Origin of the sequence: Nostoc sp. NMS4, assembly GCF_017115095.1 — a bacterium.
Classification (GTDB): Bacteria; Cyanobacteriota; Cyanobacteriia; order Cyanobacteriales; family Nostocaceae; genus Nostoc.
This window is the reverse complement of record NZ_JABXKI010000102.1, coordinates 22,875-43,619: the sequence shown is the minus strand read 5'-3', so window position 1 is coordinate 43,619 and position 20,745 is coordinate 22,875. Positions and strand designations below refer to the sequence as shown.

Here is a 20,745-nt window from a genome sequence, read left to right as displayed (position 1 = left end):
TTGAGTTTAACTACTGAGCTTTAGCCACTTGACAAGTTTCTATTTTTCTTAACTTTACACCAATGGCATCTTGCCCATCCCACAAGAATAATAAAATCATCCCGCAAATATGCAACGCCAAATTTTTTCATCTTGGAACTGGTACTTGATTAATTACCGACGCAATTACCGCATCCATTTGTAAACCATCTAGCATCGCTTCTGGTTTCAAAATGAGACGATGACGTAGCAACGGCGATGCAACTGCTTTTACATCATCTGGTGTCACAAAATCTTTTCCAGCTAACCACGCTAGGGCTTGAGATGTCTGCAACCAAGCACCGGTGGCGCGAGGCGATGCACCCAAAGTTAAATCAGGATATTGACGCGATGTTCTCACCAACGCCAATAAATAATCAACGATCGCTTCTGATACTTTAACTTCTTTGACTGCTTGTCGTGCTTGCAAAATGTCGGCTACTGTTGCGATTGGTTTCAAACGGCTAATATCTAAACGCCGTGCTGCAAACCCCGCCTGACGATTGAGTAACATTTGCTTTTCAGCAGCTTGATCGGGGTAATCTACCACCAGCTTAAATAAAAATCTGTCCAACTGCGCCTCTGGTAAAGGATAAGTCCCCTCAAATTCCAGAGGATTTTGCGTCGCAATTACCCAAAACAAATCTGGTAAAGGCAAACTTTCACCATCTAGTGTTACCTGCATCTCTTCCATCGCTTCCAGCAGCGCCGCTTGTGTCTTAGGCGGAGTACGGTTGATTTCATCTGCTAGCAGTACTTCGGTAAATATTGGGCCTTTTTTCAAAGTAAAATTGCGGCTATTCAAGTCAAAAATATTTGTACCAGTAATATCTGAAGGTAAAACATCTGGTGTTAATTGAATCCGGCGAAACTCCCCTTGAATTAACTGCGCTAACACTTTTACTAAAAGGGTTTTACCAGTTCCCGGGACTCCTTCTAAAATTACGTGTCCACCCGCTAGCAGTGCTACTAAAAGTTGCTGTATGAGGCTAGATTGTCCGACAATTACTTGATTAAGACCTTGACCAAGACGAATTAAGATAGGATGTGTTTCGCTCATATTTTTGTTTATAAATCATTTACTTAGAAGTACTCAGGCACAAAGATGTTATGCACAGTTCCAAAGGTTGACGCTCAAAGTCAAATTACGAATTACGAATTAGTCTAATACTTCGCCATTTCCCCAACCAGCTTAACAGGTCTCGTTCACTGATAGGTTGTTTGCGAGATTGTAGCTTTAAAACCGCATCTAGTTCTGCTGCACTTGCGCCTGTTTTTTCTATCCAGAAATCGATCAAGATTTGACGTTCTAAAAATACTTGCCCTAATCCCAAGGCTTTTTGGAGTTGTAGTTGTTCTTGTTTACCCACCATTTCGACAACAAAATCGGTGGTATCAGCTTTCTGCAACACTCCGGCTAAAGCTTGGATGTATGCCTCACTATTATCGACAACTGGTGTATCTAAAGCTACTGGCTTTCCAAAGCGGCGATTTTGCGCCCAAACTAGCACCAATAGGATGATACTTACCTGTATCAATATTGGAAATAAAGGAGTTTTAGCAATAAAACTAGATAAATCTCCTTCGCTTTCTTTCTTCCTGACATCAGCATCTTTATAGCCGTGGATGTATTCATCGACAAGTAATGTGTTACTTTTTTCAGTAACTAAACTAGCTAAATACTTGAAATTACTTAAATAATCTTGGTAAGCATTGGCGGCTAAATAAGGAGTGGTAGAAAAAATCACCTTTCCTTTTTTGTAATTTTCTTTCCAGACAACAGCACCAAAGCGATCGCCTAAATTAACTTGCTGGGAGTTAGCTTTTTTATATCGTCTACGTGTATCAATTTTAATATCACCTTCAGGAGATTTTTGCATAGTGCTAAACTCCGCTTCTGTAACTCGCGCCTTCGCACCCAAAATTACCAAAGTATTCCCTTTCTCTACCCATTCTCGCTCTTGACTATCCAGTATTGTTTCCCTGAGATAGCCGCCTACCTGTAGCAAGGTAACAGGGCTATTTTCTGGCTGAATATCGCTAAAAGGCTTTTGCCAGCGCTTGATAGAAATTCCCTGTTGTTGCATAAAAGCATACCAAGCACCATAACCATCGGAGTTACGGTTATAGGTAGAGCCAGTGTTAAGTTTAGTATTATTGGGAGCCGCGAACAAACTAAGTAAAACGATCGCAGCGAGTGCGATCGCACCCATCCAAGCAAGGCGATTTGGACGTTTCATTTTCGATTTTCATGGCCTTTGAATATCACTAGTGTTAATACTTACTTATTTTTCAGGTAAAGTCAAAAATGTAATGAACTTTATCAATACCTTCACCAATTTACAGTTCAGCCGAGACAACCACCAAGATTTCTCTTTTACCAGATCCAACGGCTGATGTCGGTTTAACCTAAACAGAGTATCAAGTTAGACATATTTGCTGAGGCTGTTTAATTTTAAAAAAAGCGAAGCTAGGGAATTCTGTGATCGCAGGGGCGACAGAAGAAGGATCAATTATTCTCAGAAAAGACCCTAATATGATTATTAATGGCACTTCAATTGCAAACAAACTGATTGGTACAGAAAACCAGGATATCATCTCAGGATTGCAGGGCAATGACACCCTCCAAGGACTAGGTGATAACGACACCCTTGATGGCGGTGATGGAAATGATTTATTAGAGGGTGGTGCAGGTACTAACAGTCTCATTGGTGGTAAAGGCAATGACACTTATATTGTGGACAGCATCGGCGACATCATTATTGAAGGCTTAGATGCAGGTATAGATTTAGTTAAGTCTTCAGTAAATTGGATCTTGGCAGATAACCTGGAAAACTTAACACTGACTGGAACCCAGGCAATCAATGGTACTGGTAACAGCCTTAATAACATCCTAATTGGAAATACTGATGCCAACATCTTGAGTGGAGAAAATGGCAACGATAGCCTTTTTGGTAGCTCAGGTAATGACACCTTGTTAGGCGGTGTAGGCAATGACACCTTAGATGGAGGTTTGGGAGCGGATAGTCTCAATGGTGGAGTCGGCAATGACATTTACATCGTAGACAATCTCAACGATTTGATTACTGAATCCGCCAATGCAGGTACAGATTTAGTTAATTCTTCGGTGAGTTGGACTTTGGCAAATAATCTGGAGAATTTGACTCTGACTGAAAGCTCGGCAATTGATGGTACTGGTAACAACCTTAATAACATTCTGATGGGAAATACTGCTGCTAACATCTTGAGCGGAGAAGATGGGAACGACAGCCTGATTGGTGGAGTGGGCAATGACACCTTGTTAGGCGGCGTAGGTAATGACATCTTAGATGGAGGTTTGGGAGATGATAGCCTGATTGGTGGAATCGGCAATGATATTTACACAGTAGACAACCTTAACGACTCTATTATTGAAGGCTTAAATGCAGGTACAGATTTAGTTAAGTCTTCTGTAAGTTTGGTGTTGCTAGATAATCTAGAGAACTTGACTCTCATTGGAGGTGTGGCAATCAATGGTACTGGTAACGTTTTTAATAACGTTCTGACGGGAAATAATGCCGCCAACACTTTGAGTGGAGAAAATGGCAATGATAGCCTCTTTGGTAGCTTAGGTAATGATAACTTAGACGGAGGTATAGGCAATGACAACTTAGATGGAGGTGCAGGGAATGACACCTTAATCGGAGGAGATGGCAACGATGACCTTTTTGGTAGTTCAGGTAATGACAACTTAGATGGCGGCGTAGGTGATGACACCTTAGATGGAGGTTTAGGGAATGACAGTCTCAATGGTGGAATCGGCAATGATACTTACATCGTAGACAATCTGAACGATGTTATTACTGAAGACTTAAATGCAGGTACAGATTTAGTCAACTCTTCTGTGAGTTGGGTGTTAGGAACTAACCTGGAGAACTTGACGCTGACTGGAAGCGGGACAAGAAATGGTACTGGTAACAGCCTCAATAACATCTTGATGGGAAATACTGGTGCTAACCTCTTGAGTGGAGAAGATGGCAATGATAGCCTCTTTGGGAATTTAGGCAATGACACCTTGTTAGGTGGTGCAGGTGATGATTTACTAGCTGGTGGAGTTGGTCGAGATGTGCTGACTGGTGGAATTGGACAAGATAACTTCAACCTGACTTACAGCCGGACTGGAGGCTATGATACGATCGCTGATTTTACTCTTGGAGATGATACTATCTTAATTTCTAAGACAGAATTCGGACTTAGCCAATCTCAGAATACGTCGCTGGATTCAGGATTGTTCCGACTTGGGACAAGTGCGACAATAGGAAGCGATCGCTTTATCTACGATCAAACTACGGGAAACCTATTCTTTGACGCAGATGGGGTTGATAGTAAAGTTGCACAAGTTCAAATCGCCCAGTTCTCGAATCAGGTAGCGCTTACTAGTGCAAATATTACTGTGATTGCTTAACAAAAGCTAACTAAGTAAAACTCGTTGTCGTTTCCATGCTGAACATAGAAACGACAAAGAGAATAAAAGCACTACCTAACCCCTCTTTGCGCGCTGGTTTAACGAGGAGATTATGGCTATTTAACCGCAGATAATATCACTCAAATTGCACAAGCGATCGCCCCGATACGACAATAAAACCGACAGAATCAAGCCTGAGAAGCGGCTGACGAATTCCCTCTAGAATGGCTGCATTTAGAGCCGTTTCTATCTTCAATTCTTCAGCTAATGCATTATCCCAACTTTGCTGGTTTAAACGTAGGCGTAACTGTTCTACTCTATTGGCTAATTTCTTTTCGGCGACCTTAGCACAATTTTGGCATAAGTCAATAAAATCGGGACGATTGGAAAGTAATTCTGAAGAAGTGTTACGCATTTCATAGCAAAAGTTTTGCCATTTACTAGGATCAACAAAATCGTCAATAATTCCTAATCGTTCCTTTGCTAGATTGTAATCTCGTCCTTGATTATTGTTTTTATCCTTATATGCACGTTGCAGAATACTCAAGAGTGCTTTATCTTCAACAACTCGTATTGGCTCCTTGCGACCATCAACATAGATAGTTTCTATAATTGGTGGAAATAGAGCATCGACACGTCGCTGCAAATTTTTGAATTGAGAATTATCTAGTTTGTTATCTAGTAAAACTTGTTTGGCAATTCTTAAATTTGCCTCGACGACATAATTGCATTGAAAACCGAACCACTCCTTCCCTTCTTTCGCATCCCAAGATGCATCAGTGCGCCACATCGCAAAGGCTTCACCTCGGTCATCCCAGTTTATATAGTTCAAGAGTGCTTCGATAAATCCTTCGCCAACCCGAAAGAGTTTAATCCCATCATTCTGGTTTGCCACCCGACGATTATAAGTACCAAACTGGTCTAAATAACTATCAGCAAAACGGTTTTGTAACTCATTTATCGGAACCAATGTGCGCGTTGTGGGTTGATAACGTCGCATGTCTGATGAATCTGGGTTATTGAGTCCCCTGAATCCCAGTGCGTCGCAAATCCAGCCTTCAATTGCTCGTTTCATATCTAAATGACAAGCATCATAATTATCTAGCTCTTGAAAATACTCGGTGGCAATTTCATCGTTAGCATCAATTTCATCGAGAGCATTTTGTTCGCTAATTTTGGCTATTTCTGCTTCAATTTGCTCTTGAATTGGTGAAACCATTTCTAACAATCCAGCAGCACTTGATTGAAACAAAACAGTTTCTAATTCGGCAAGTTTATCATCGACATAAAACTGTAAACTGGCAATTGATTGTTGAAAAATACCAAACCCATCTTTTAATACTTTATACCAAGCATTGTGAGGGCTATCTGGCAAATAGGGGCCAATTAAAGCACTAGATTGGATGCCAATTTTGCTGCCAATGCGGTCAAGTCTACCAATTCTCTGCTCTAATTGATTCGGCGACCAAGGAAGGTCAAAATGAATTAACCAATCGGCAAACTGGAGGTTACGTCCTTCTTCTCCAGAGCGATCGCATACTAAAATAAAGCAGTTAGGATTATTCTTGAACCGATTTAAGCCTTCCTCAACTTTATCTGGTGATTCTCCAAATTGATGGCTGGCGACTGTCTCTGCACCAAAGGTATCAGATAAATATCGGACAATTTCGCCACAAGTTTGCACAAAACTGGTAAATACAATAAATTTGGGCAGAATATCGCCAGTAATTGGCCTCTTGATTCTCTGCTGTATCCTCGTGATAAATTCCTTTTGATTCTTCCGAACGTTTGCGGGAATTTTAAAGTATGTACCTAGCTGATTCAACAGCACTGTTTTCAAATTTTCCGTCCGTTGTCCATCCTCTTGAGGTTGACGAACAATTTTTAGTAAGGATTGGAGAATCTCTTCTTCCCCGGAGAATTTGGGGGTTGTAGTTAATAGGCGAACATCATCTTCTTTAAATTCCTGGCTGAGTTTAGCATGAGGCTTACCAGTTAAACGCGCCGTAATTACCTGTTCTAAAATCCCTAACCAAGTACCAGCAGCGAGAAATAACAGCAGAAAAACTCGCTGATATTGCTTTTCACCAGGAGCAACACTCCGCCATTGATTCAGCAGTTCGTGGATATCAAGCGATCGCTCGTCTAAATCATACTCTTCTTTGGGCGTAAAGTTGCGGTCAAAGATCACATCTTCCACTGCCGCGCGACGGTTGCGAAGCATTCGCCGATGTAGTCGATAGATATCGCTGACATGAACGCGAATCCCTTGGACGATTTGCTCTTGCTCGGTAGAATTTGTTTGTAAACAATTTTCTAAATCATCCGCCAGCTTCAGTAAATACTCATCCTCTGCAAACAGGTTTCGCAATTGCTGCAAGTTGCTTTTGAGAACCTCTGGTGCTGCACCTTCTTTAAAAGAAAGCAGAAGTTTACCAATTTGCTGACGGCTTTCAACTTTGGTGCGGAAACCTGCTAAATCACCAAGTTTATAGGTTGTCGGGTCGAGCAAGTGCAACATTGCCAAAAAATCTTGCTCGTGATTGAGAACCGGAGTCGCAGATAATAAGAGTAAGCGATCGCTTTTATGAGCAAGTTCTTTGCAAGTCTGAAAACGCTGGCGTACTGTCGCATCCTTAGAGGTTGCCATTGCTGCGATGTGATGGGCTTCATCTAAAATTAAGCAGCCTATCTTTGCTTTCAGGTTGATTTTGTGGATATCTTCAACCGCCAGCACCGCCACCCGTTTGGGAAAATGTGAGATATAAAACTTATTTTCTAACTCAGTCCGCCATTGTTTGAGCAAATATTGCGGAACAATCACCACCGCACCTTTTTTCGGTTCATCAAGGAGGAATTGACGCAGAATCGCCCCCGCTTCGATGGTTTTTCCCAATCCCACCTCGTCTGCTAACAAGTAGCGTTGAATTGGGTCTTCCAGTACCCGCCGCACTACTTCAACTTGGTGAGGATAAAGATTAATATTTGCCGAAATCAGTCCCGTCATCCCCCGACTGACAGCGCGTTGCTGAATCAAGGATTTCACGAAAGCCAGTCTTTTGTCGTGGAAGTAGGGCGTTTCGTGACCCTTCATTGCTAGAGTTTGGATGGGGTCTGTGTTGGGTAGATTACAACGAACGTAAATATCTTCAACAGATGCGATCGCAGTTTTCTTATCCGGTAAATCGATTTGATACATTTCTGTATCTTCATCCCAGATGAAAACTCTGCCAACTATCCATTTATCCTGAGTTTGGAACTTAATATAACATCTAGCTTGGGGTTCAAGCTTGACTTCAGAGAGCGAACTTAAAGGTAAAGTTTTTTGGAGACGTTGCCCTATAGAGCAGAAATACTCAACGTTCGCATTGGTATCAGATATTTCCGTGACTTTTCCGATACCCAAAGAATTATTCTGGGACTGTACCAATAAACCAAGCTTAATCATAGATCCAGTCCCCTGAACAAACTAAAAGAACCTTCCAGACTAGTTTTTTAGCCCATATCTGGCAGTTTTGTCGATCAACATTATAGATAATAAACTGGTGTTAAAGTTTTTGTGATGGCGATATCTACGACGGTCACTGAGCCTACGGTCTATACAGAAGTCAAATTACCCCCCTTAATCCCCCCTTATAAAGGGGGGAAACAAGAAATCTAGTTCCCTCCCCAATACATACGGGGAGGGTTAGGGTGGGGTAAAACCGTGATTTATCAGCTATTTCACACTTGTGTATACACCGCATTGGCATTGCAGAGTATTACCAAATTAAATTTGCTACTAATCTAATGAAATGCTGTACTTAGCTGATTATGTGGTCTAACAGATTTACGCTTTTGCTTGAGAAGACCACGATACAATTAAGATCGTGTGCATTTATTGACTATGAAGAAAATTAGAGACAACACAATTAAGTTAAATCAATTTTTAAAATTGATGGGTATAGTGCCAACTGGAGGTCAAGCCAAGCTGATGATTCAAGGTGGCGATGTCCAAGTAAACGGGATGCTGGAAACTCGACGAGGACGGCGACTAGTACCGGGCGATAAAGTGACAATTCAAGGACAAACTTTAGAAGTGAATTTGAACAACAATGAAGACCCAGATGTAATGATAGATTTAAGCGAACAACCTGAGTAAATAAAGTTTATCTCAAATTTCAAAGTTCCTCTTTTGCCTTGTGAGTAATGCTGCAAATTTCTAACAATGTTATCATCCCCCAGACTGAAATTGAAATTACTGCAATTCGCTCCCAAGGAGCAGGAGGTCAAAATGTTAACAAGGTTTCTACCGCGATTCACTTACGCTTCGACATTGCGGCTTCATCATTACCCGATTATTATAAACAACAACTTTTAAAGCTCAACGATCGCCGCATTAACCAAGAAGGAGTAGTTGTAATTAAAGCCCAAGAACATCGAAGCCAAGAAAATAATCGTGAGTCAGCATTGAAACGACTTCAAGAACTCATTCAAAGTGCAGTTGTCGTGACCATAAAACGCAAACCCACTAAACCAACCCGCAGTTCTCAAAGAAAGCGCCTCGATCACAAAAGTAAACGCGCCCAGATTAAATCTAACCGAGGACAGGTGACAGATTGTTGATTCATCGATTCTTTAAAGAAAACCCACCATTTATTAAATCTGAAAAAATATGAATAAGACATTACTAAAGATATTGATGTTTGGGCTTTTAATCTTGTTTATCATCTCTCCCTTTGCAGCCCTTGCTAGTTTAATGCTTGTAATATTAATTGCGGCGTTTTTCTTTTTACTAGGGGATGTATTTCAAGCAATTATTGGTGGAGACACTGACCCGAAAAACTCATAAAAGCACAATTCAAAATCAAGCTAGGGATTTACATAAAAAAGCTGCATTCTCAGGTGCGATCGCTTGAGCATAGACAATTTTAAATATGTCACTGTTACCCAGGTATAAAGCGTGTTTTACTCCTGTTAAGCTAAACTAAAGAAAAAGAAAAATTAAAAATTATTAGTCACAATATAATAAGTATTATAAAAATGAATTGTTGAGAAATATCCTCACAGCCTAAACACTTTTTTATAGTCAACTTCAAGCAGAATACATAGATGCGGATAATTGGACATATCAACAACAAAAGGTACTAACCATGAGTTCCCGCGCACTGCTGTTAGTAAATGGCCATGCTCGCCAAGGGCAAAAGGGTCTGTCGGAAGCGATTGAATATCTGAAAACACTCGACTTTGATTTAATTGAGGAGTCTACAGAAGATCCCAAACATCTTGCTGAAGTTATACTCCGCTATAAACATCAAGTTGACTTGGTAATTATTGGCGGAGGAGATGGTACTCTCAATGCCGCAGTAGATGCTTTAATTGAGACTCAGTTACCCTTGGGAATCTTGCCTCTGGGAACCGCCAACGATCTAGCGAGAACTTTGGAAATCCCAAATTCCCTCAACGAAGCTTGCAAAATTATTGCAGATGGACATTTACAGCGTATCGACTTGGGTTGTGTGAATGGCAAGCACTTTTTTAACGTTGCCAGTATGGGATTGAGTGTAAAAATTACCGAACGACTTACCAAAGAAGTTAAGCGTCGTTGGGGAGTATTTGCTTATGCTGCTACTGCATTGCAAGTGATTTTAGAAGCGAGACCTTTCACAGCCGAGATTGCCATTAACGGTGAATTGGTTCGCGTAAAAACAGTGCAAATTGCTGTCGGTAATGGTCGCTATTACGGTGGTGGTATGGCAGTGGCTGACGATGCCACAATAGACGATCAAAGGCTAGACCTTTATAGCTTGGAGATTGAACACTGGTGGCAGATTATATTATTACTACCCGCAATGCGACAAGGGCGACATATACATTGGCAGAGTGTACGCTCCCATCAAGGTCAAGAAATAGAGGTACATACTCGCAAACCGCGCCCTATCAATACAGATGGTGAAATTACCACCTACACACCTGCTCATTTTCGGGTTATACCTAAAGCTATAGCTGTTTTTGTACCCCCAAAAATTAGAAGTTAGGAGTTATTCAATTTTAGATATTAGAGTTGAAATTTTCCTTCAATTCAAAATCTAAAATTGACAGAGTTTAGAAGTTATCGTAAATTCAAGGGTTTAAATCCCCGTCTGAAATGTCTTTAATTTTGAATTTTGAATTTTGAATTTTGAATTTTGAATTGTTAATCTCCCTCTGCTATAAAGTGGGAACTCGCATCAACTCACGCCAAATGCATCTGAGATTTTCTCAAGATATAAAGTCCCTGTTGCAACGCCTAGCTGAACAACCCCTGACTCTAGGTGATATTCTGACAGAAACCTCAGAACGGGGCTTCAGCCTGGTAATTACGTTATTAGTTTTGCCTTTTTTACTGCCTATGCCACCAGGATTAACTGGCCCTTTTGGTGGCGCTTGTTTACTATTGTCAGTGCAAATGGCTTTAGGAAGGCGATCGCCTTGGCTACCGAAAAGAATCGCTAACTACAAATTTCCTCGTCCCTTTGCCCAGTTACTTTTGCAAAATTTGGGACGGCTTACCAAAGTTTTCCAGAAAATTGCCCGTCCCCGATTAGCAAAAATCGCTCATAATCCTTTAGTTTGGCGAATGAATGGGTTTTGTATTTCTTTATTAACAGTATTACTAATATTACCAATTCCCTTTACAAATCCTATCCCCACTGTAGGTATTTTACTTTTAACTGTTGCCACCATCGAATCTGACGGTTTATTAATTTGCATCAGCTACGGCATAACTGCCCTGATTACCTTGCTGTTTGGATTTATTGGTTATGCACTATGGTTAGCTCCCAGTTTACTGCCATCGATATTGAAATAATAAAAGCCCCCAGCTTTTGGCTGAGGGCTATAATTTATTAGGGTGCATCTACCATTTATTAATCCGCCTTATTGATTGCCATATCCGGGAATATTTAGCTAGTTTACAAAGTTATTTTCTTCACGCTTTGAAAATATCACCAATAAAAAAGCCTTCAACTAAAAGCTGAGGGCTGTAATTTAATTAAGGTGCATCTACCATTTATTAATCCGCTTTATTTATTGCCATATCCGGGTAAATTAGACCTTTGAATAAAATTTTCTTACCGAATTAAAAAAGTATCAGTAATAAAAAAAAGCCCTCAACTAAAAGCTGAGGGCTATGATTTAATTAAGGTGCATCTACTATTTATATATCCGCTTTATATATTGCTGCATCAGGAAGAATTGAAAAGAAATGGATTACCGTGGAATTAATTTACTTCGCTACAACGGTAGTACCAGCCTCAATAACAATCGCCTACGTATTTGACTAGGTAATTATCGACTAACTTCACAGTAATTTTACAATCACCCCAATTTTCCCCTGAATACGCAAAGTTTCTGTTAATATCTCTGATTGGATATCCGCAATAGTACGAATTTAGTTTATTAGTTGGGTATATAGCTATGAATCTTAGACGCACCCAACTTGATGAAGCGATCGCAATTTATATTAGCCCTTGCTAGTCTTAGTATTGTCGGGGGAAGCTTTTTTCTTAGAAGAACTTTTAACAATACTAGCAAACCTAAAATAATAACTGATACGTCACGCTACAAAGAAATTCGTAATCAACTATGGTCTGAGAATGACCAAATAAAACATTTTCCTAATGAGATTCCCCCTGATGCTAAAGACGTTCGTATTGCTTACTCTCCCGAAGTTTTGCAAGGAAGTAGTTTTTTTCAAATTAGGTTAAAAGAACCACCAAACAAGATAGAAAAGTTACTTTCACAATACAGAAATAGTGCCAAGCACAAATATAGGGGTGGTAACACAAACGACCACATAAATCAACCTAACGGTGTACCGACAACTTTCTTCTACACCAGTGACTCTCCTACAGAATCTTTTCCCGCTACTTATGAAATATTGGTATTAAATACAGACGATAAAGGTAGACATGGCTTTAAGTGGAATCACGGGGATAGCTACGGTGTAGCTATTAATAGTTCAGCCTCAGAAATTATCTATTGGTCTGAAAAATGGTAACTATACCAGTCCTAAATCATTTGTGAACAATAAGATCACCGGGATCTGAGTCTCTCGATTTTCACAACTCATTTAGGATTGCTATAACAATTCAAAACTGTTCGATAAAAAATACCTATATGTCATACAGAAACTTATCTTACTGGTACAGTTAATAGTGTTGTGTTCTATTAACGTTAAATTAAGTAAGAGAGGTGTGCCAGATGAAAAATATAGCCAGAAATCTCCTTGATGAACGCATCAAATCGATGATTAGATCATCTGATCTGTATCAAGTTTTATATAATAGAACTCATTCCAGTCAGCTAGCCCTTAAAGGCAAAAGGCTTGATATTTGTGCTAATGAAGTTGCTATCTATCTGCTTCAGTGTGGTAAAGAAAAATATGTATTGCGTGATAAAGTTTGTCTTGAAATTGGAAGTGGATGGTTACTTACTCATTCGTTAGTATTTTACCTTCTGGGAGCAAAAAAGGTTTATGCAACGGATGTTTCCCCGTTATTACAACCCGAAAACATTATCAAAGCCGTATGTAATTCTGTAAATTGGAGTATCTTAGATAGTCTATCTACATTTGAAGATCGGGATATTATCCGCTTCCGGTTAAAAAAACTGTTTTCATTAAAAAGTTTATCTGTAGAAGTCCTACAAGACTTGGGCATAGAATACATTGCTCCAATTGATTTGTCTGAACAAGTGCCGAGTAGCGAAAAAATAGATTTTATATTCTCCAAATCTGTATTAGAACACGTGCCAATTGATGATGTTGTGCCGCTTTTAGAAAATCTTGTAAGTAGCCTCTCAGAAGATGGCTTTATGTTTCATCTCATTGATTTACTAGATCACAGAGATACAAGCGAAAGACCATTTGAGTTTTTTATTTATCACCAGGAAGCGTATTCAAGAGAATTACAATCAAGGTGGGGAAATCGAATTAGACGAAGCCAATGGAAGCAGATATTTTCTAACCTTAAGCATTTGAACTCTAAATTTGTATTTGAGTGGTCGCACAATGACGCAGAATTACCAGAAAAAATCGACTCGTCTATTCAATATACAGATGAAGAAGATTTAAGAATCTCTCATATCGGTGTATTGGGAGAATTCATATAGCCTCCAAATGTCAAGTTTTAGGGAAGTAAAAGTTCTGAGTGGAGCCAGCCTTCACTCAGATTTCATAGTAATATGTGTTGCTTTTACCCTTTTGGATATATTACTTTGGGTAGTTAAAACTTATAATCAGCATAGCTAATATTTATAAGTGCTTAAAAACTATCTAAATATGTAGAATGCCAACTGCTTTAATTACCGGTGCCTCTAGTGGTATTGGTAAAGCCTTTGCTCAAGAACTAGCTGCACGCAAGACAAATCTTGTACTTGTTGCTCGTTCTGAAGAGAAACTAAACCAATTAGCTAAACAATTACAAGAACAACACGAAATACAGGTAGATGTTATAGTCAAAGACCTCACAGAAACTAATGCCTCTGCTAGTGTATTTGATGCCACAAAAGCCAAGGGATTAAACATTGATTTATTAATTAACAATGCTGGTTTTGGTTACTATGGCGACTTTGCTGAAGGGGATGGAGATAAACAAATCAAAATCGTACAATTAAACATTTTGGCATTGGTAGATTTAACCCATAAATTTCTACCCTTGATGCGGCAACGTCGTTCTGGAAGTATTATAAACGTATCCTCTATTACCGCATTTCAACCGATACCATACCTTTCTGTTTATGCTGCTAGTAAAGCTTTTATTCTTAGCTTTAGTGAAGCTTTATGGGCAGAAAACCATCAGTATGGTGTCCGTATTTTAGTCACTTGTCCAGGGCCAATAGAAACAAACTTTTTTGCAGAAGCTAATTTTCCTCCAGCACTGGCAAGCAGTACAGATAAGATGTATTCTTCCAAAAAAGTGGTTTGGGAATCTTTAGAGGCTTTAGAAAAAGGCTATCCAACTGTTATTAGTTCTGATAGTAGTACTCAAATTAGAAGCAAGTTATCTCGACTTGTACCGCGCAAATTTCTACTGAATCTGTTAGCAAAACACTTTAAAGTCTAGAGACGCTATGAATAGAGACGCGATTCATCGCGTCTGTAAATTTTAAATTCTTAACTCTTCACTCTTAACTCCTAACTTATTACATATACCTTGTTAATTGAACTCGGTAACGCTCTTTTTTTGTAACGGCGATTTCCCCAACTTCTAAACGCCCTTTAGAGCGAATGGCGATTAAGTCGCCTGATTTGAGTTGAGAACTAGCTTGGGTAACTTCCTTCCAATTGACGCGCACATCACCAGCATCGATGAAATCAACCATTTTGCTACGGGACATACCAAAACCAGCAGATGCGATCGCATCTAATCTTAAAGAAGCCTCCACAGTAGTTAATTCTTTTTTCTTGGGTTCCCGAACCTTTAACTCAGTTATCTCAATCTGCTGAGTTTTCACAGGAACCGATCGCACCTGTTTCAGACTCATTGACAAAAACTCTACTAACTCCGGTGCAACAATCGCTTGCGCCCCTCGTTCTCCCAAGACAATCACATCTCCCGTTTTTTCACGAACAATTCCCGTCCCCAACATTGCGCCTAAAAAGTCGCGGTGAGAGGCGGTATCAAACAGGAAATTACCTGCAATTTCTACAGCTACAAGGCTGACTTGAGATTGATCTAAGGGAAGTTCCGAACGAGCGATCGCTATTCTTTGGCGTTCAGCTTGCGGATATCCACCCCACGCCGCCAATTGCACTTCTGTTAATCGATTAAATACCCGTTGAATTTCCGCCAATTCTGGGGGAGATAGAAAATCTGTCAAAACCACTTCCCAAGTTTTGATCGCTTGCTCTGCTTGATCGATTACACGAGCTACACTATCTCGATTTTCAACACCTTTTAAAAGTTCTTCTCGTGGCAACATTCTGAAAAATTATGAGTTATGAATTGAGAATTAATCTGCTATAACTATCTTGATTCTAGCTTTAATTCTCATTTCTACAGTTCCTGTCAGATTAGGTTAGCCTTTATACTTGGGATTTGTTTGCGATCGCAGCGATTTAAGCCACTTCCAAAGAACAGGAAAGTAACTCAAGTCGCTGTATCGTGATATGTAAACTATGATTTATTCAATACACAGTATTTGTGTCAGCATAACCTTGGATATTTTCTGGATCAAACTGACGTAATATTTTGGTTGCTTGGCGAGTCAGAATTTCAGAACCTTGAACGGCAACTAAATATTTACCTGCATCTAAGCGGTTGCGATAAGGTAAAGCATCACCACCACCTAGTAGTAAACCGACTCCGCCACCGACAAACACACCACCCATCGCACCACTAGCAGCACCCAGCAGTCCGCCAACGATGTGATTACCAACTTCACCCGCCCAGGCAAAAGTATCTAAACCAGTGATCAGGCTAAATGTAAAACCTGCAAAAAAGCCAAATGGGATCAGCCAGGTTGCCATCAGTTTTGCTTGTTTTTTAGCTTGGTCTTTAGGGTCAATTAAGCCAAACTCGTCAGCTGTTTTATACCCCTTTCCTAAAATAGTACTGTTTATGCCTTCTTTTTCTAAAGCTAAGTAAGCAGCTTCGGCTTGAATGCGGTCTGGTAATACGGCAACAAGGTAATTCATTGATTGTACAATTTGTCTAATAGAAGTTTGCCTTAATTAACAGCGTATCAGTCCTGGTCGATTGAACCTCGTATGATGAGTAGAAGTCAAATAATTGATTCCTATGTGAGATGTAAAATGTGGGTCGATCATTTTAGCAAATCTAGTGGCTCACAAAAATTGTTCACGCCTTGTTTGAGGACATATAGCAAAACTGGTGTTGCCAAAATCTTAGGAAACGTTGGCGTTGTTTTTAGATGTTCCATCATCTTCTGAAGAGAAGTATTAAGCAAATCTTCCCGATATTCTTGTTCGCAAATAACTACACGCCATTTTCTAGCCAAGGCATCTAACCACTCGGAATTTGCTCTTTCTGGTTGTTGTCCTGCTCGGATAGCTAGCGTCATCGCTGCATCTTCTAAATCTCCATCACAGTCTTCAATCAAATCCAGCGCTTCCATATCGCTAGGATCGTCTGCTAATTGAGAGCGAAACTGTGCAATTTCTTGAGATGTTACTTTAGTCATGAGTCTTTGACAAGGCAAGCGATGCCTACGGCGGTAAACTACGAACCACTCAGTTATGTTAGTATAAATTTGACTATAGCGCTTCTCTGTTAAGTCTGATACAAACCTAACAAAAACAACTCCTTTCCTACACCTCTCCCTAACCTTCTTTTCAGAGGATGGGCTTATTGCTAAAGGTTTAAACGTCTCCGAATAGCCTATCTAGCCATCACTTTGAGCCGCGGAAACTAAACCAAACCAGAAACGCTCATTTTCTCGTTGGTTCTTAACGTTGGTTGTGATCGAGAGTAGTTTAGATGCATTGCCTTGAAAAGTATCGGCTGAAAACATTATTTTTTGTTTATTGTCAAGTTACAAAATGTTTACACTTTACTGAAAACACTGTCATATTTATTATTTGGTAATTTATAGCAAAAGCTTTATAATTTTGAGTTGAAAACTACTGATTGAGGTAAAGACAATATGCAAGTTACTGCAATAAAATCTATTGTCAAGGACTTTTCCATATCAACTGGTCTATATAGACCAATCAGGAATCTCTATCGGTTGTTAAATCAAAAGCAGTTAAAAGATCGGTTAAATTATTTTCAACGAGAAGTTTCTTTCTATTCAAAACTATTAGATTCTAATAGTCTCTGCTTCGATGTTGGTGCAAACATAGGTGCAAAGTCAGAGGCATTTCTAATCGCAGGTGCAAAAGTTGTCGCATTTGAACCACAGCCCGAATGCATGAGAGAATTGAAAGCTCGATGCAGTAATTATCATAGTAAGTTTCATCCAGTTCAGAAGGCGGTTGGTGCAGAACCTGGAGAAGCAACGTTATACACTCGTGAACGAAGTGGAATCGCAAGTTTTTATGAGGATTGGGTAGGAACTGTACAAAGCAGTATTCAAGTTTCTATCACAACTCTCGATCATGCAATTGATGAGTTTGGAAAACCAGACTACTGTAAAATCGATGTTGAAGGGTGGGAGCTTGAAGTTTTGAAAGGGCTGACACAACCCATTTCTTTGCTCTCATTTGAATATCATATAACAGAACGTGAAATTAATACTACTGCTGCTTGTATAAATTACCTATCCAATCTTGGAAAGATATTGATTAATGTTGTACCTGCTGAAATGCATTCATTTGTATTTGAAGAATGGTTGTCTCCAGATGAGTTTTTCAAGCGCTTTCCTGAAGATGTAGCAGACCTTGGGAAAGATGGGTATGGTGAGATTTGGATTCGTAGTTACTAATCATATTTTGTTTTGTTGGCGTAATCCTCTCATAGTCTTTTTTTGTTTTTTGGTACAAAAGTGGTCATATTTTAGATAAAACACGTTAGAGGCTATTTATAAAGTAAAAATAAAATTCTTGTAGGGTGTGTTAGGCGCATATTTCGATATGATTTGTCACAAAAAATATAACACGGTGCGTTAGGCTTTAGCCGTAACACACCCTACTGGGGTGGCAAGGCTAAAATGTTGCAAAAAAAATTGTAGGTTGGGTGGAGGCTTTGCCAAAGCCAACATCCTGATATGTGTTGGGTTGCGCTCCGCTCCACCCAACCTACGTCTAATGCACAATTTTTTACTTGCCATGCCACTACCTTTTGATTGACTTTATAAATGGTCTTTTAGGACTTACGCGCTGTACAAAAAGATCGTATTTGTTGAAAAATATGCCCCCTATTTTGATTTTTCTGTCAATTGACTAAAAAGCCTCATTTATTCAGTGTGTTTACTAAATAAATGAGGCTTTTAACTAGCTTTTTATCAGAAACACTACTCGACTGTGTAATGCGCCGAGCAACACAACAGCAGTCAAAAGTTCTGATGAAGTTGAGTTTCAGCTAATTAGCGGAATGCTCTGAGGGTAACAGACCGTTGTAACTGAGCTAAAGCGCGGTTGTAATCCAAAATTGCTGTGACTCGATTACCTTCAGCTTGTGTGAGGTCGTTTTCAGAGTTAATGACATCAGTTTGAGTGCCTACACCAGCTTGGAATCGCAAACGTGCTAAACGTAAGGCTTCCCTAGCTTGCTCTAAAGCAGTATTAGCGGTTTGAACATTCACCAAACTAGATTGCTGGGTAGAATAGGCTTGTTCTACCTGAAAACGAATTTGGTTGCGCTGTTCAGCAAATTGAGTTTCTGCGATCGCAATATTAGCTTTTTGTTGAGCTGCTCTTGCTCTAGCGGCTCCTCCATCAAATAAATTTAGGGTTGCTCTAACTCCGAATGAATAACCATCAGTAGCACTGACTTGATCATCGAACTGATCTAGCAGATCGTAGCTGGCGACCAAACTAACTTGAGGTCCCAGGTCTGCAAGAGCTTGTTTGCGCTGTTGCTCGCTAATATTACGTTGTGCTAACTGCTGTTGCAGTTCTGGACGATTTTGATAAGCCAACACAATACTTTGTTCTAGGGATGGGTTCCAAAGACCAGATAATTGTACAGGGTCAGCAGCACTGATATTTATTCCTTGCGGCAAACTTATCCGAGTTGCTAATTGACGACGGGAAATTGTCTGCTGGGATCTAGCATTGGTTAAATTTTGTTGAGCATTTGCTAAATTCACCTGCGATCGCAACACATCAAACCGCGTACCAACGCCAGCCCGCTCTAAAGCTTCTGCATCACGCAAACTAGCTTCAGAGTTCAAGACTGCCGATTGAGCAATCCGTACTTGTTCATCTGCTTGTTGCAGATTGTAGTAGTCTGTGGCAACATTCAAACGGATTGTCTCAGACTGAGTTTCTACAGCCAACTCGTTGAAACGTACCTGTTCTTCAGCCGCTTTAATGCTAGATTGCACTCTCCCAGAAGTATAAAGGTTATATGAAAGTTGTGCTTGACCAGAAAATGATGTACTAGGTTGATCTTGGTTAGAGGGAAACCCATTATTTCGCGCGCTTAATTCGTCCTGAAGCTGACCGCTAGAAGACTGACTACGAGTCAGATCCGTGCTAACTCCCAAGGTAGGCAATAAAGCAGCTTGCGCCTCTCGTAGAGCCGCTTTATTGCGTTGTAGCTCCAATAAGGACACCTGTAGATCGTGATTGTTACGCCGTGCTAACTCCAGAGCTTGTGCCAAAGTAATTGGTTGATTTTCCTGAAGTCTCACTTCCTCCGCTTTGGTGGGAAATTGCAGTGGATTTGAGCTAGGAATCAGGTTTTTTGGAATTTCCACCGGACCTGACGGTACAGGAGTTCCGGTTGTTGGCACTGTCGCAGGTTGCGCCGAACTCCCTGGTATAGGAGTTACAGTTGTTGGCACTGTGGTAGGTTGCATCGAACTCCCTGGTGCAGGAGTTACGGTTGTTGGCGCAGTGAGAGTTGGCGAATCTGTCGGAATCGGGGTATTACTCTGAGCCAAGCGACCAATAGCATTTGGTTGTAAGCAGGTGCTTGAGGTTAGTAGTAAATTATTCAAGGAGTCAGTTTTGCTTTTGCTCAACTCCTGTGGACACCTCTGCGCTGACAACAGTTTTGCTGCTCCCCCACCTGTGGCTGAAGTTTGTAAAAATGTTTGCAACTGAGTAACACTATTGATCTTTTGAACCACTGGCTGCTGTACAGAAGACAGGGACAAAATTTCTTTTTTGACAGAAGCAGGTTTTGAAGTGTAGTTGGGAACTACTATCTTCTTTAATTTCTGCCAATATGTCCTGGAATTACTCGGTTTTTGGTTATTTTGAGCAGAACTGCTAATATCAAGCTGTCGGGAAGGATTAGAGGTAGGAGTCAAACTGAAAAATCTACCTTCATCTTTCTTAAGTAGTTGTTTTATCGGCACAACAGCATTTTCAGCCGTGAATGCTGGAATACTGTTATTACTTAAAGGCTTCACACTAAGTTTAGTAAAACCAAAAGTAGGCACTAGGGTTGGCACACTAACATTTGCACTGTTAGGCAGTTGCGTATTCATAGTGTCCACAACCAAGTCTTGACCATAATTAGAAGTCAAAACACTAGGAGAAGACGCTAGTTGTACCCTAGTTAGTTTCGCAGTACCAGCCCAAGCGGGACCGGTTGTTAAAACTGCTGCCGTTACACCAGGTAAGAAGCTATAAAAAAATAATTGCTGTCCTTTCACCGCATCCCTCACACGAAAATCAATCTAGCGGC

18 protein-coding genes are annotated in these 20,745 nt (G+C 40.2%); 10 read left to right on the top strand and 8 right to left on the bottom strand.

The features are described from left to right. Window positions 1-127 precede the first annotated feature (127 nt). Together HWQ37_RS07445 and HWQ37_RS07440 are read right to left on the bottom strand one after the other, a co-directional pair. On the bottom strand, window positions 128-1,078 hold the full coding sequence (locus HWQ37_RS07445; RefSeq protein WP_292745411.1) for an AAA family ATPase: 951 nt from the start codon (window positions 1,076-1,078) through the stop codon (window positions 128-130). A gap of 85 nt (window positions 1,079-1,163) precedes the next feature. Beyond that, window positions 1,164-2,258 carry a DUF4350 domain-containing protein gene (locus HWQ37_RS07440; RefSeq protein WP_292745408.1) on the bottom strand — a complete coding sequence of 365 codons (1,095 nt, stop codon included), beginning with the start codon at window positions 2,256-2,258 and terminating at the stop codon, window positions 1,164-1,166. A gap of 296 nt (window positions 2,259-2,554) precedes the next feature. Here HWQ37_RS07440 and HWQ37_RS07435 point away from each other — a divergent pair, with 296 nt between their 5' ends. Continuing rightward, on the top strand, window positions 2,555-4,462 hold the full coding sequence (locus tag HWQ37_RS07435; protein ID WP_292745406.1) for a calcium-binding protein: 1,908 nt from the start codon (window positions 2,555-2,557) through the stop codon (window positions 4,460-4,462). Window positions 4,463-4,598: 136 nt separating this feature from the next. On the opposite strand, the gene dpdE is transcribed toward HWQ37_RS07435, so the two are convergent. Beyond that, window positions 4,599-7,910: a protein DpdE gene (dpdE, locus tag HWQ37_RS07430; protein WP_292745404.1), complete on the bottom strand. Its 3,312-nt coding sequence runs from the start codon at window positions 7,908-7,910 to the stop codon at window positions 4,599-4,601. Window positions 7,911-8,348: 438 nt separating this feature from the next. Between dpdE and HWQ37_RS07425 the strand changes: the two genes are divergently transcribed. The 8 genes from HWQ37_RS07425 (at window position 8,349) to HWQ37_RS07390 (ending at window position 14,547) form a co-directional block, all read left to right on the top strand. Beyond that, window positions 8,349-8,603: an RNA-binding S4 domain-containing protein gene (locus tag HWQ37_RS07425; protein ID WP_292745402.1), complete on the top strand. Its 255-nt coding sequence runs from the start codon at window positions 8,349-8,351 to the stop codon at window positions 8,601-8,603. A 47-nt stretch (window positions 8,604-8,650) separates the two neighbouring features. Next, complete coding sequence (gene arfB / locus HWQ37_RS07420) at window positions 8,651-9,067, top strand: alternative ribosome rescue aminoacyl-tRNA hydrolase ArfB (RefSeq protein ID WP_292732951.1); 417 nt, start codon at window positions 8,651-8,653, stop codon at window positions 9,065-9,067. 49 nt (window positions 9,068-9,116) lie between these two features. Beyond that, entirely contained in the window at window positions 9,117-9,293 is a 177-nt protein-coding gene (locus HWQ37_RS07415) for a hypothetical protein (protein ID WP_292745400.1), read from the top strand. Between the two features lie 301 nt (window positions 9,294-9,594). Next, a complete protein-coding gene (locus HWQ37_RS07410; RefSeq protein ID WP_292745398.1) occupies window positions 9,595-10,479 on the top strand; it encodes a lipid kinase in 885 nt (294 codons plus the stop codon). A gap of 206 nt (window positions 10,480-10,685) precedes the next feature. Beyond that, entirely contained in the window at window positions 10,686-11,291 is a 606-nt protein-coding gene (locus HWQ37_RS07405; RefSeq protein ID WP_292745421.1) for an exopolysaccharide biosynthesis protein, read from the top strand. 633 nt (window positions 11,292-11,924) lie between these two features. After that, a complete protein-coding gene (locus HWQ37_RS07400; protein WP_292745396.1) occupies window positions 11,925-12,482 on the top strand; it encodes a hypothetical protein in 558 nt (185 codons plus the stop codon). Between the two features lie 203 nt (window positions 12,483-12,685). Further along, window positions 12,686-13,594, top strand: coding sequence for a methyltransferase domain-containing protein (locus HWQ37_RS07395; RefSeq protein ID WP_292745394.1), 909 nt, complete (start codon window positions 12,686-12,688; stop codon window positions 13,592-13,594). Window positions 13,595-13,770: 176 nt separating this feature from the next. Beyond that, complete coding sequence (locus HWQ37_RS07390; protein ID WP_292745392.1) at window positions 13,771-14,547, top strand: SDR family NAD(P)-dependent oxidoreductase; 777 nt, start codon at window positions 13,771-13,773, stop codon at window positions 14,545-14,547. 79 nt (window positions 14,548-14,626) lie between these two features. On the opposite strand, the gene HWQ37_RS07385 is transcribed toward HWQ37_RS07390, so the two are convergent. The 3 genes from HWQ37_RS07385 to HWQ37_RS07375 all read right to left on the bottom strand — a co-directional run bounded on the left by HWQ37_RS07385 (window position 14,627) and on the right by HWQ37_RS07375 (window position 16,627). Next, on the bottom strand, window positions 14,627-15,406 hold the full coding sequence (locus HWQ37_RS07385; protein WP_292745390.1) for a photosystem II S4 domain protein: 780 nt from the start codon (window positions 15,404-15,406) through the stop codon (window positions 14,627-14,629). 205 nt (window positions 15,407-15,611) lie between these two features. Next, window positions 15,612-16,121 carry a hypothetical protein gene (locus HWQ37_RS07380; protein ID WP_292745388.1) on the bottom strand — a complete coding sequence of 170 codons (510 nt, stop codon included), beginning with the start codon at window positions 16,119-16,121 and terminating at the stop codon, window positions 15,612-15,614. 128 nt (window positions 16,122-16,249) lie between these two features. Next, the gene (locus HWQ37_RS07375; RefSeq protein ID WP_099099288.1) at window positions 16,250-16,627 is read right to left on the bottom strand and encodes a hypothetical protein; all 378 of its coding nucleotides are present in this window, start codon (window positions 16,625-16,627) and stop codon (window positions 16,250-16,252) included. Window positions 16,628-17,089: 462 nt separating this feature from the next. Between HWQ37_RS07375 and HWQ37_RS07370 the strand changes: the two genes are divergently transcribed. Continuing rightward, window positions 17,090-17,869, top strand: coding sequence for an FkbM family methyltransferase (locus tag HWQ37_RS07370; RefSeq protein ID WP_292745385.1), 780 nt, complete (start codon window positions 17,090-17,092; stop codon window positions 17,867-17,869). 180 nt (window positions 17,870-18,049) lie between these two features. Here HWQ37_RS07370 and HWQ37_RS07365 read toward each other — a convergent pair whose 3' ends face one another. Both HWQ37_RS07365 and HWQ37_RS07360 read right to left on the bottom strand, forming a co-directional pair. Then, on the bottom strand, window positions 18,050-18,214 hold the full coding sequence (locus HWQ37_RS07365; RefSeq protein ID WP_292745383.1) for a hypothetical protein: 165 nt from the start codon (window positions 18,212-18,214) through the stop codon (window positions 18,050-18,052). 255 nt (window positions 18,215-18,469) lie between these two features. Further along, window positions 18,470-20,713: a TolC family protein gene (locus HWQ37_RS07360; RefSeq protein ID WP_292745381.1), complete on the bottom strand. Its 2,244-nt coding sequence runs from the start codon at window positions 20,711-20,713 to the stop codon at window positions 18,470-18,472. Window positions 20,714-20,745: the final 32 nt, after the last annotated feature.

What these genes read in the sequence shown, in the direction of transcription:
- HWQ37_RS07380 (WP_292745388.1), bottom strand. Translation starts at nt 16,121, where the DNA reads ATGAATTACCTTGTTGCCGTATTACCAGACCGCATTCAAGCCGAAGCT.
- HWQ37_RS07410 (WP_292745398.1), top strand. Translation starts at nt 9,595, where the DNA reads ATGAGTTCCCGCGCACTGCTGTTAGTAAATGGCCATGCTCGCCAAGGG.
- HWQ37_RS07375 (WP_099099288.1), bottom strand. Translation starts at nt 16,627, where the DNA reads ATGACTAAAGTAACATCTCAAGAAATTGCACAGTTTCGCTCTCAATTA.
- HWQ37_RS07435 (WP_292745406.1), top strand. Translation starts at nt 2,555, where the DNA reads ATGATTATTAATGGCACTTCAATTGCAAACAAACTGATTGGTACAGAA.
- HWQ37_RS07405 (WP_292745421.1), top strand. Translation starts at nt 10,686, where the DNA reads ATGCATCTGAGATTTTCTCAAGATATAAAGTCCCTGTTGCAACGCCTA.
- HWQ37_RS07365 (WP_292745383.1), bottom strand. Translation starts at nt 18,214, where the DNA reads ATGGCAAGTAAAAAATTGTGCATTAGACGTAGGTTGGGTGGAGCGGAG.
- HWQ37_RS07395 (WP_292745394.1), top strand. Translation starts at nt 12,686, where the DNA reads ATGAAAAATATAGCCAGAAATCTCCTTGATGAACGCATCAAATCGATG.
- HWQ37_RS07415 (WP_292745400.1), top strand. Translation starts at nt 9,117, where the DNA reads ATGAATAAGACATTACTAAAGATATTGATGTTTGGGCTTTTAATCTTG.
- arfB (WP_292732951.1), top strand. Translation starts at nt 8,651, where the DNA reads ATGCTGCAAATTTCTAACAATGTTATCATCCCCCAGACTGAAATTGAA.
- HWQ37_RS07370 (WP_292745385.1), top strand. Translation starts at nt 17,090, where the DNA reads ATGCAAGTTACTGCAATAAAATCTATTGTCAAGGACTTTTCCATATCA.
- HWQ37_RS07390 (WP_292745392.1), top strand. Translation starts at nt 13,771, where the DNA reads ATGCCAACTGCTTTAATTACCGGTGCCTCTAGTGGTATTGGTAAAGCC.
- dpdE (WP_292745404.1), bottom strand. Translation starts at nt 7,910, where the DNA reads ATGATTAAGCTTGGTTTATTGGTACAGTCCCAGAATAATTCTTTGGGT.
- HWQ37_RS07400 (WP_292745396.1), top strand. Translation starts at nt 11,925, where the DNA reads ATGAAGCGATCGCAATTTATATTAGCCCTTGCTAGTCTTAGTATTGTC.
- HWQ37_RS07425 (WP_292745402.1), top strand. Translation starts at nt 8,349, where the DNA reads ATGAAGAAAATTAGAGACAACACAATTAAGTTAAATCAATTTTTAAAA.
- HWQ37_RS07445 (WP_292745411.1), bottom strand. Translation starts at nt 1,078, where the DNA reads ATGAGCGAAACACATCCTATCTTAATTCGTCTTGGTCAAGGTCTTAAT.
- HWQ37_RS07385 (WP_292745390.1), bottom strand. Translation starts at nt 15,406, where the DNA reads ATGTTGCCACGAGAAGAACTTTTAAAAGGTGTTGAAAATCGAGATAGT.
- HWQ37_RS07440 (WP_292745408.1), bottom strand. Translation starts at nt 2,258, where the DNA reads ATGAAACGTCCAAATCGCCTTGCTTGGATGGGTGCGATCGCACTCGCT.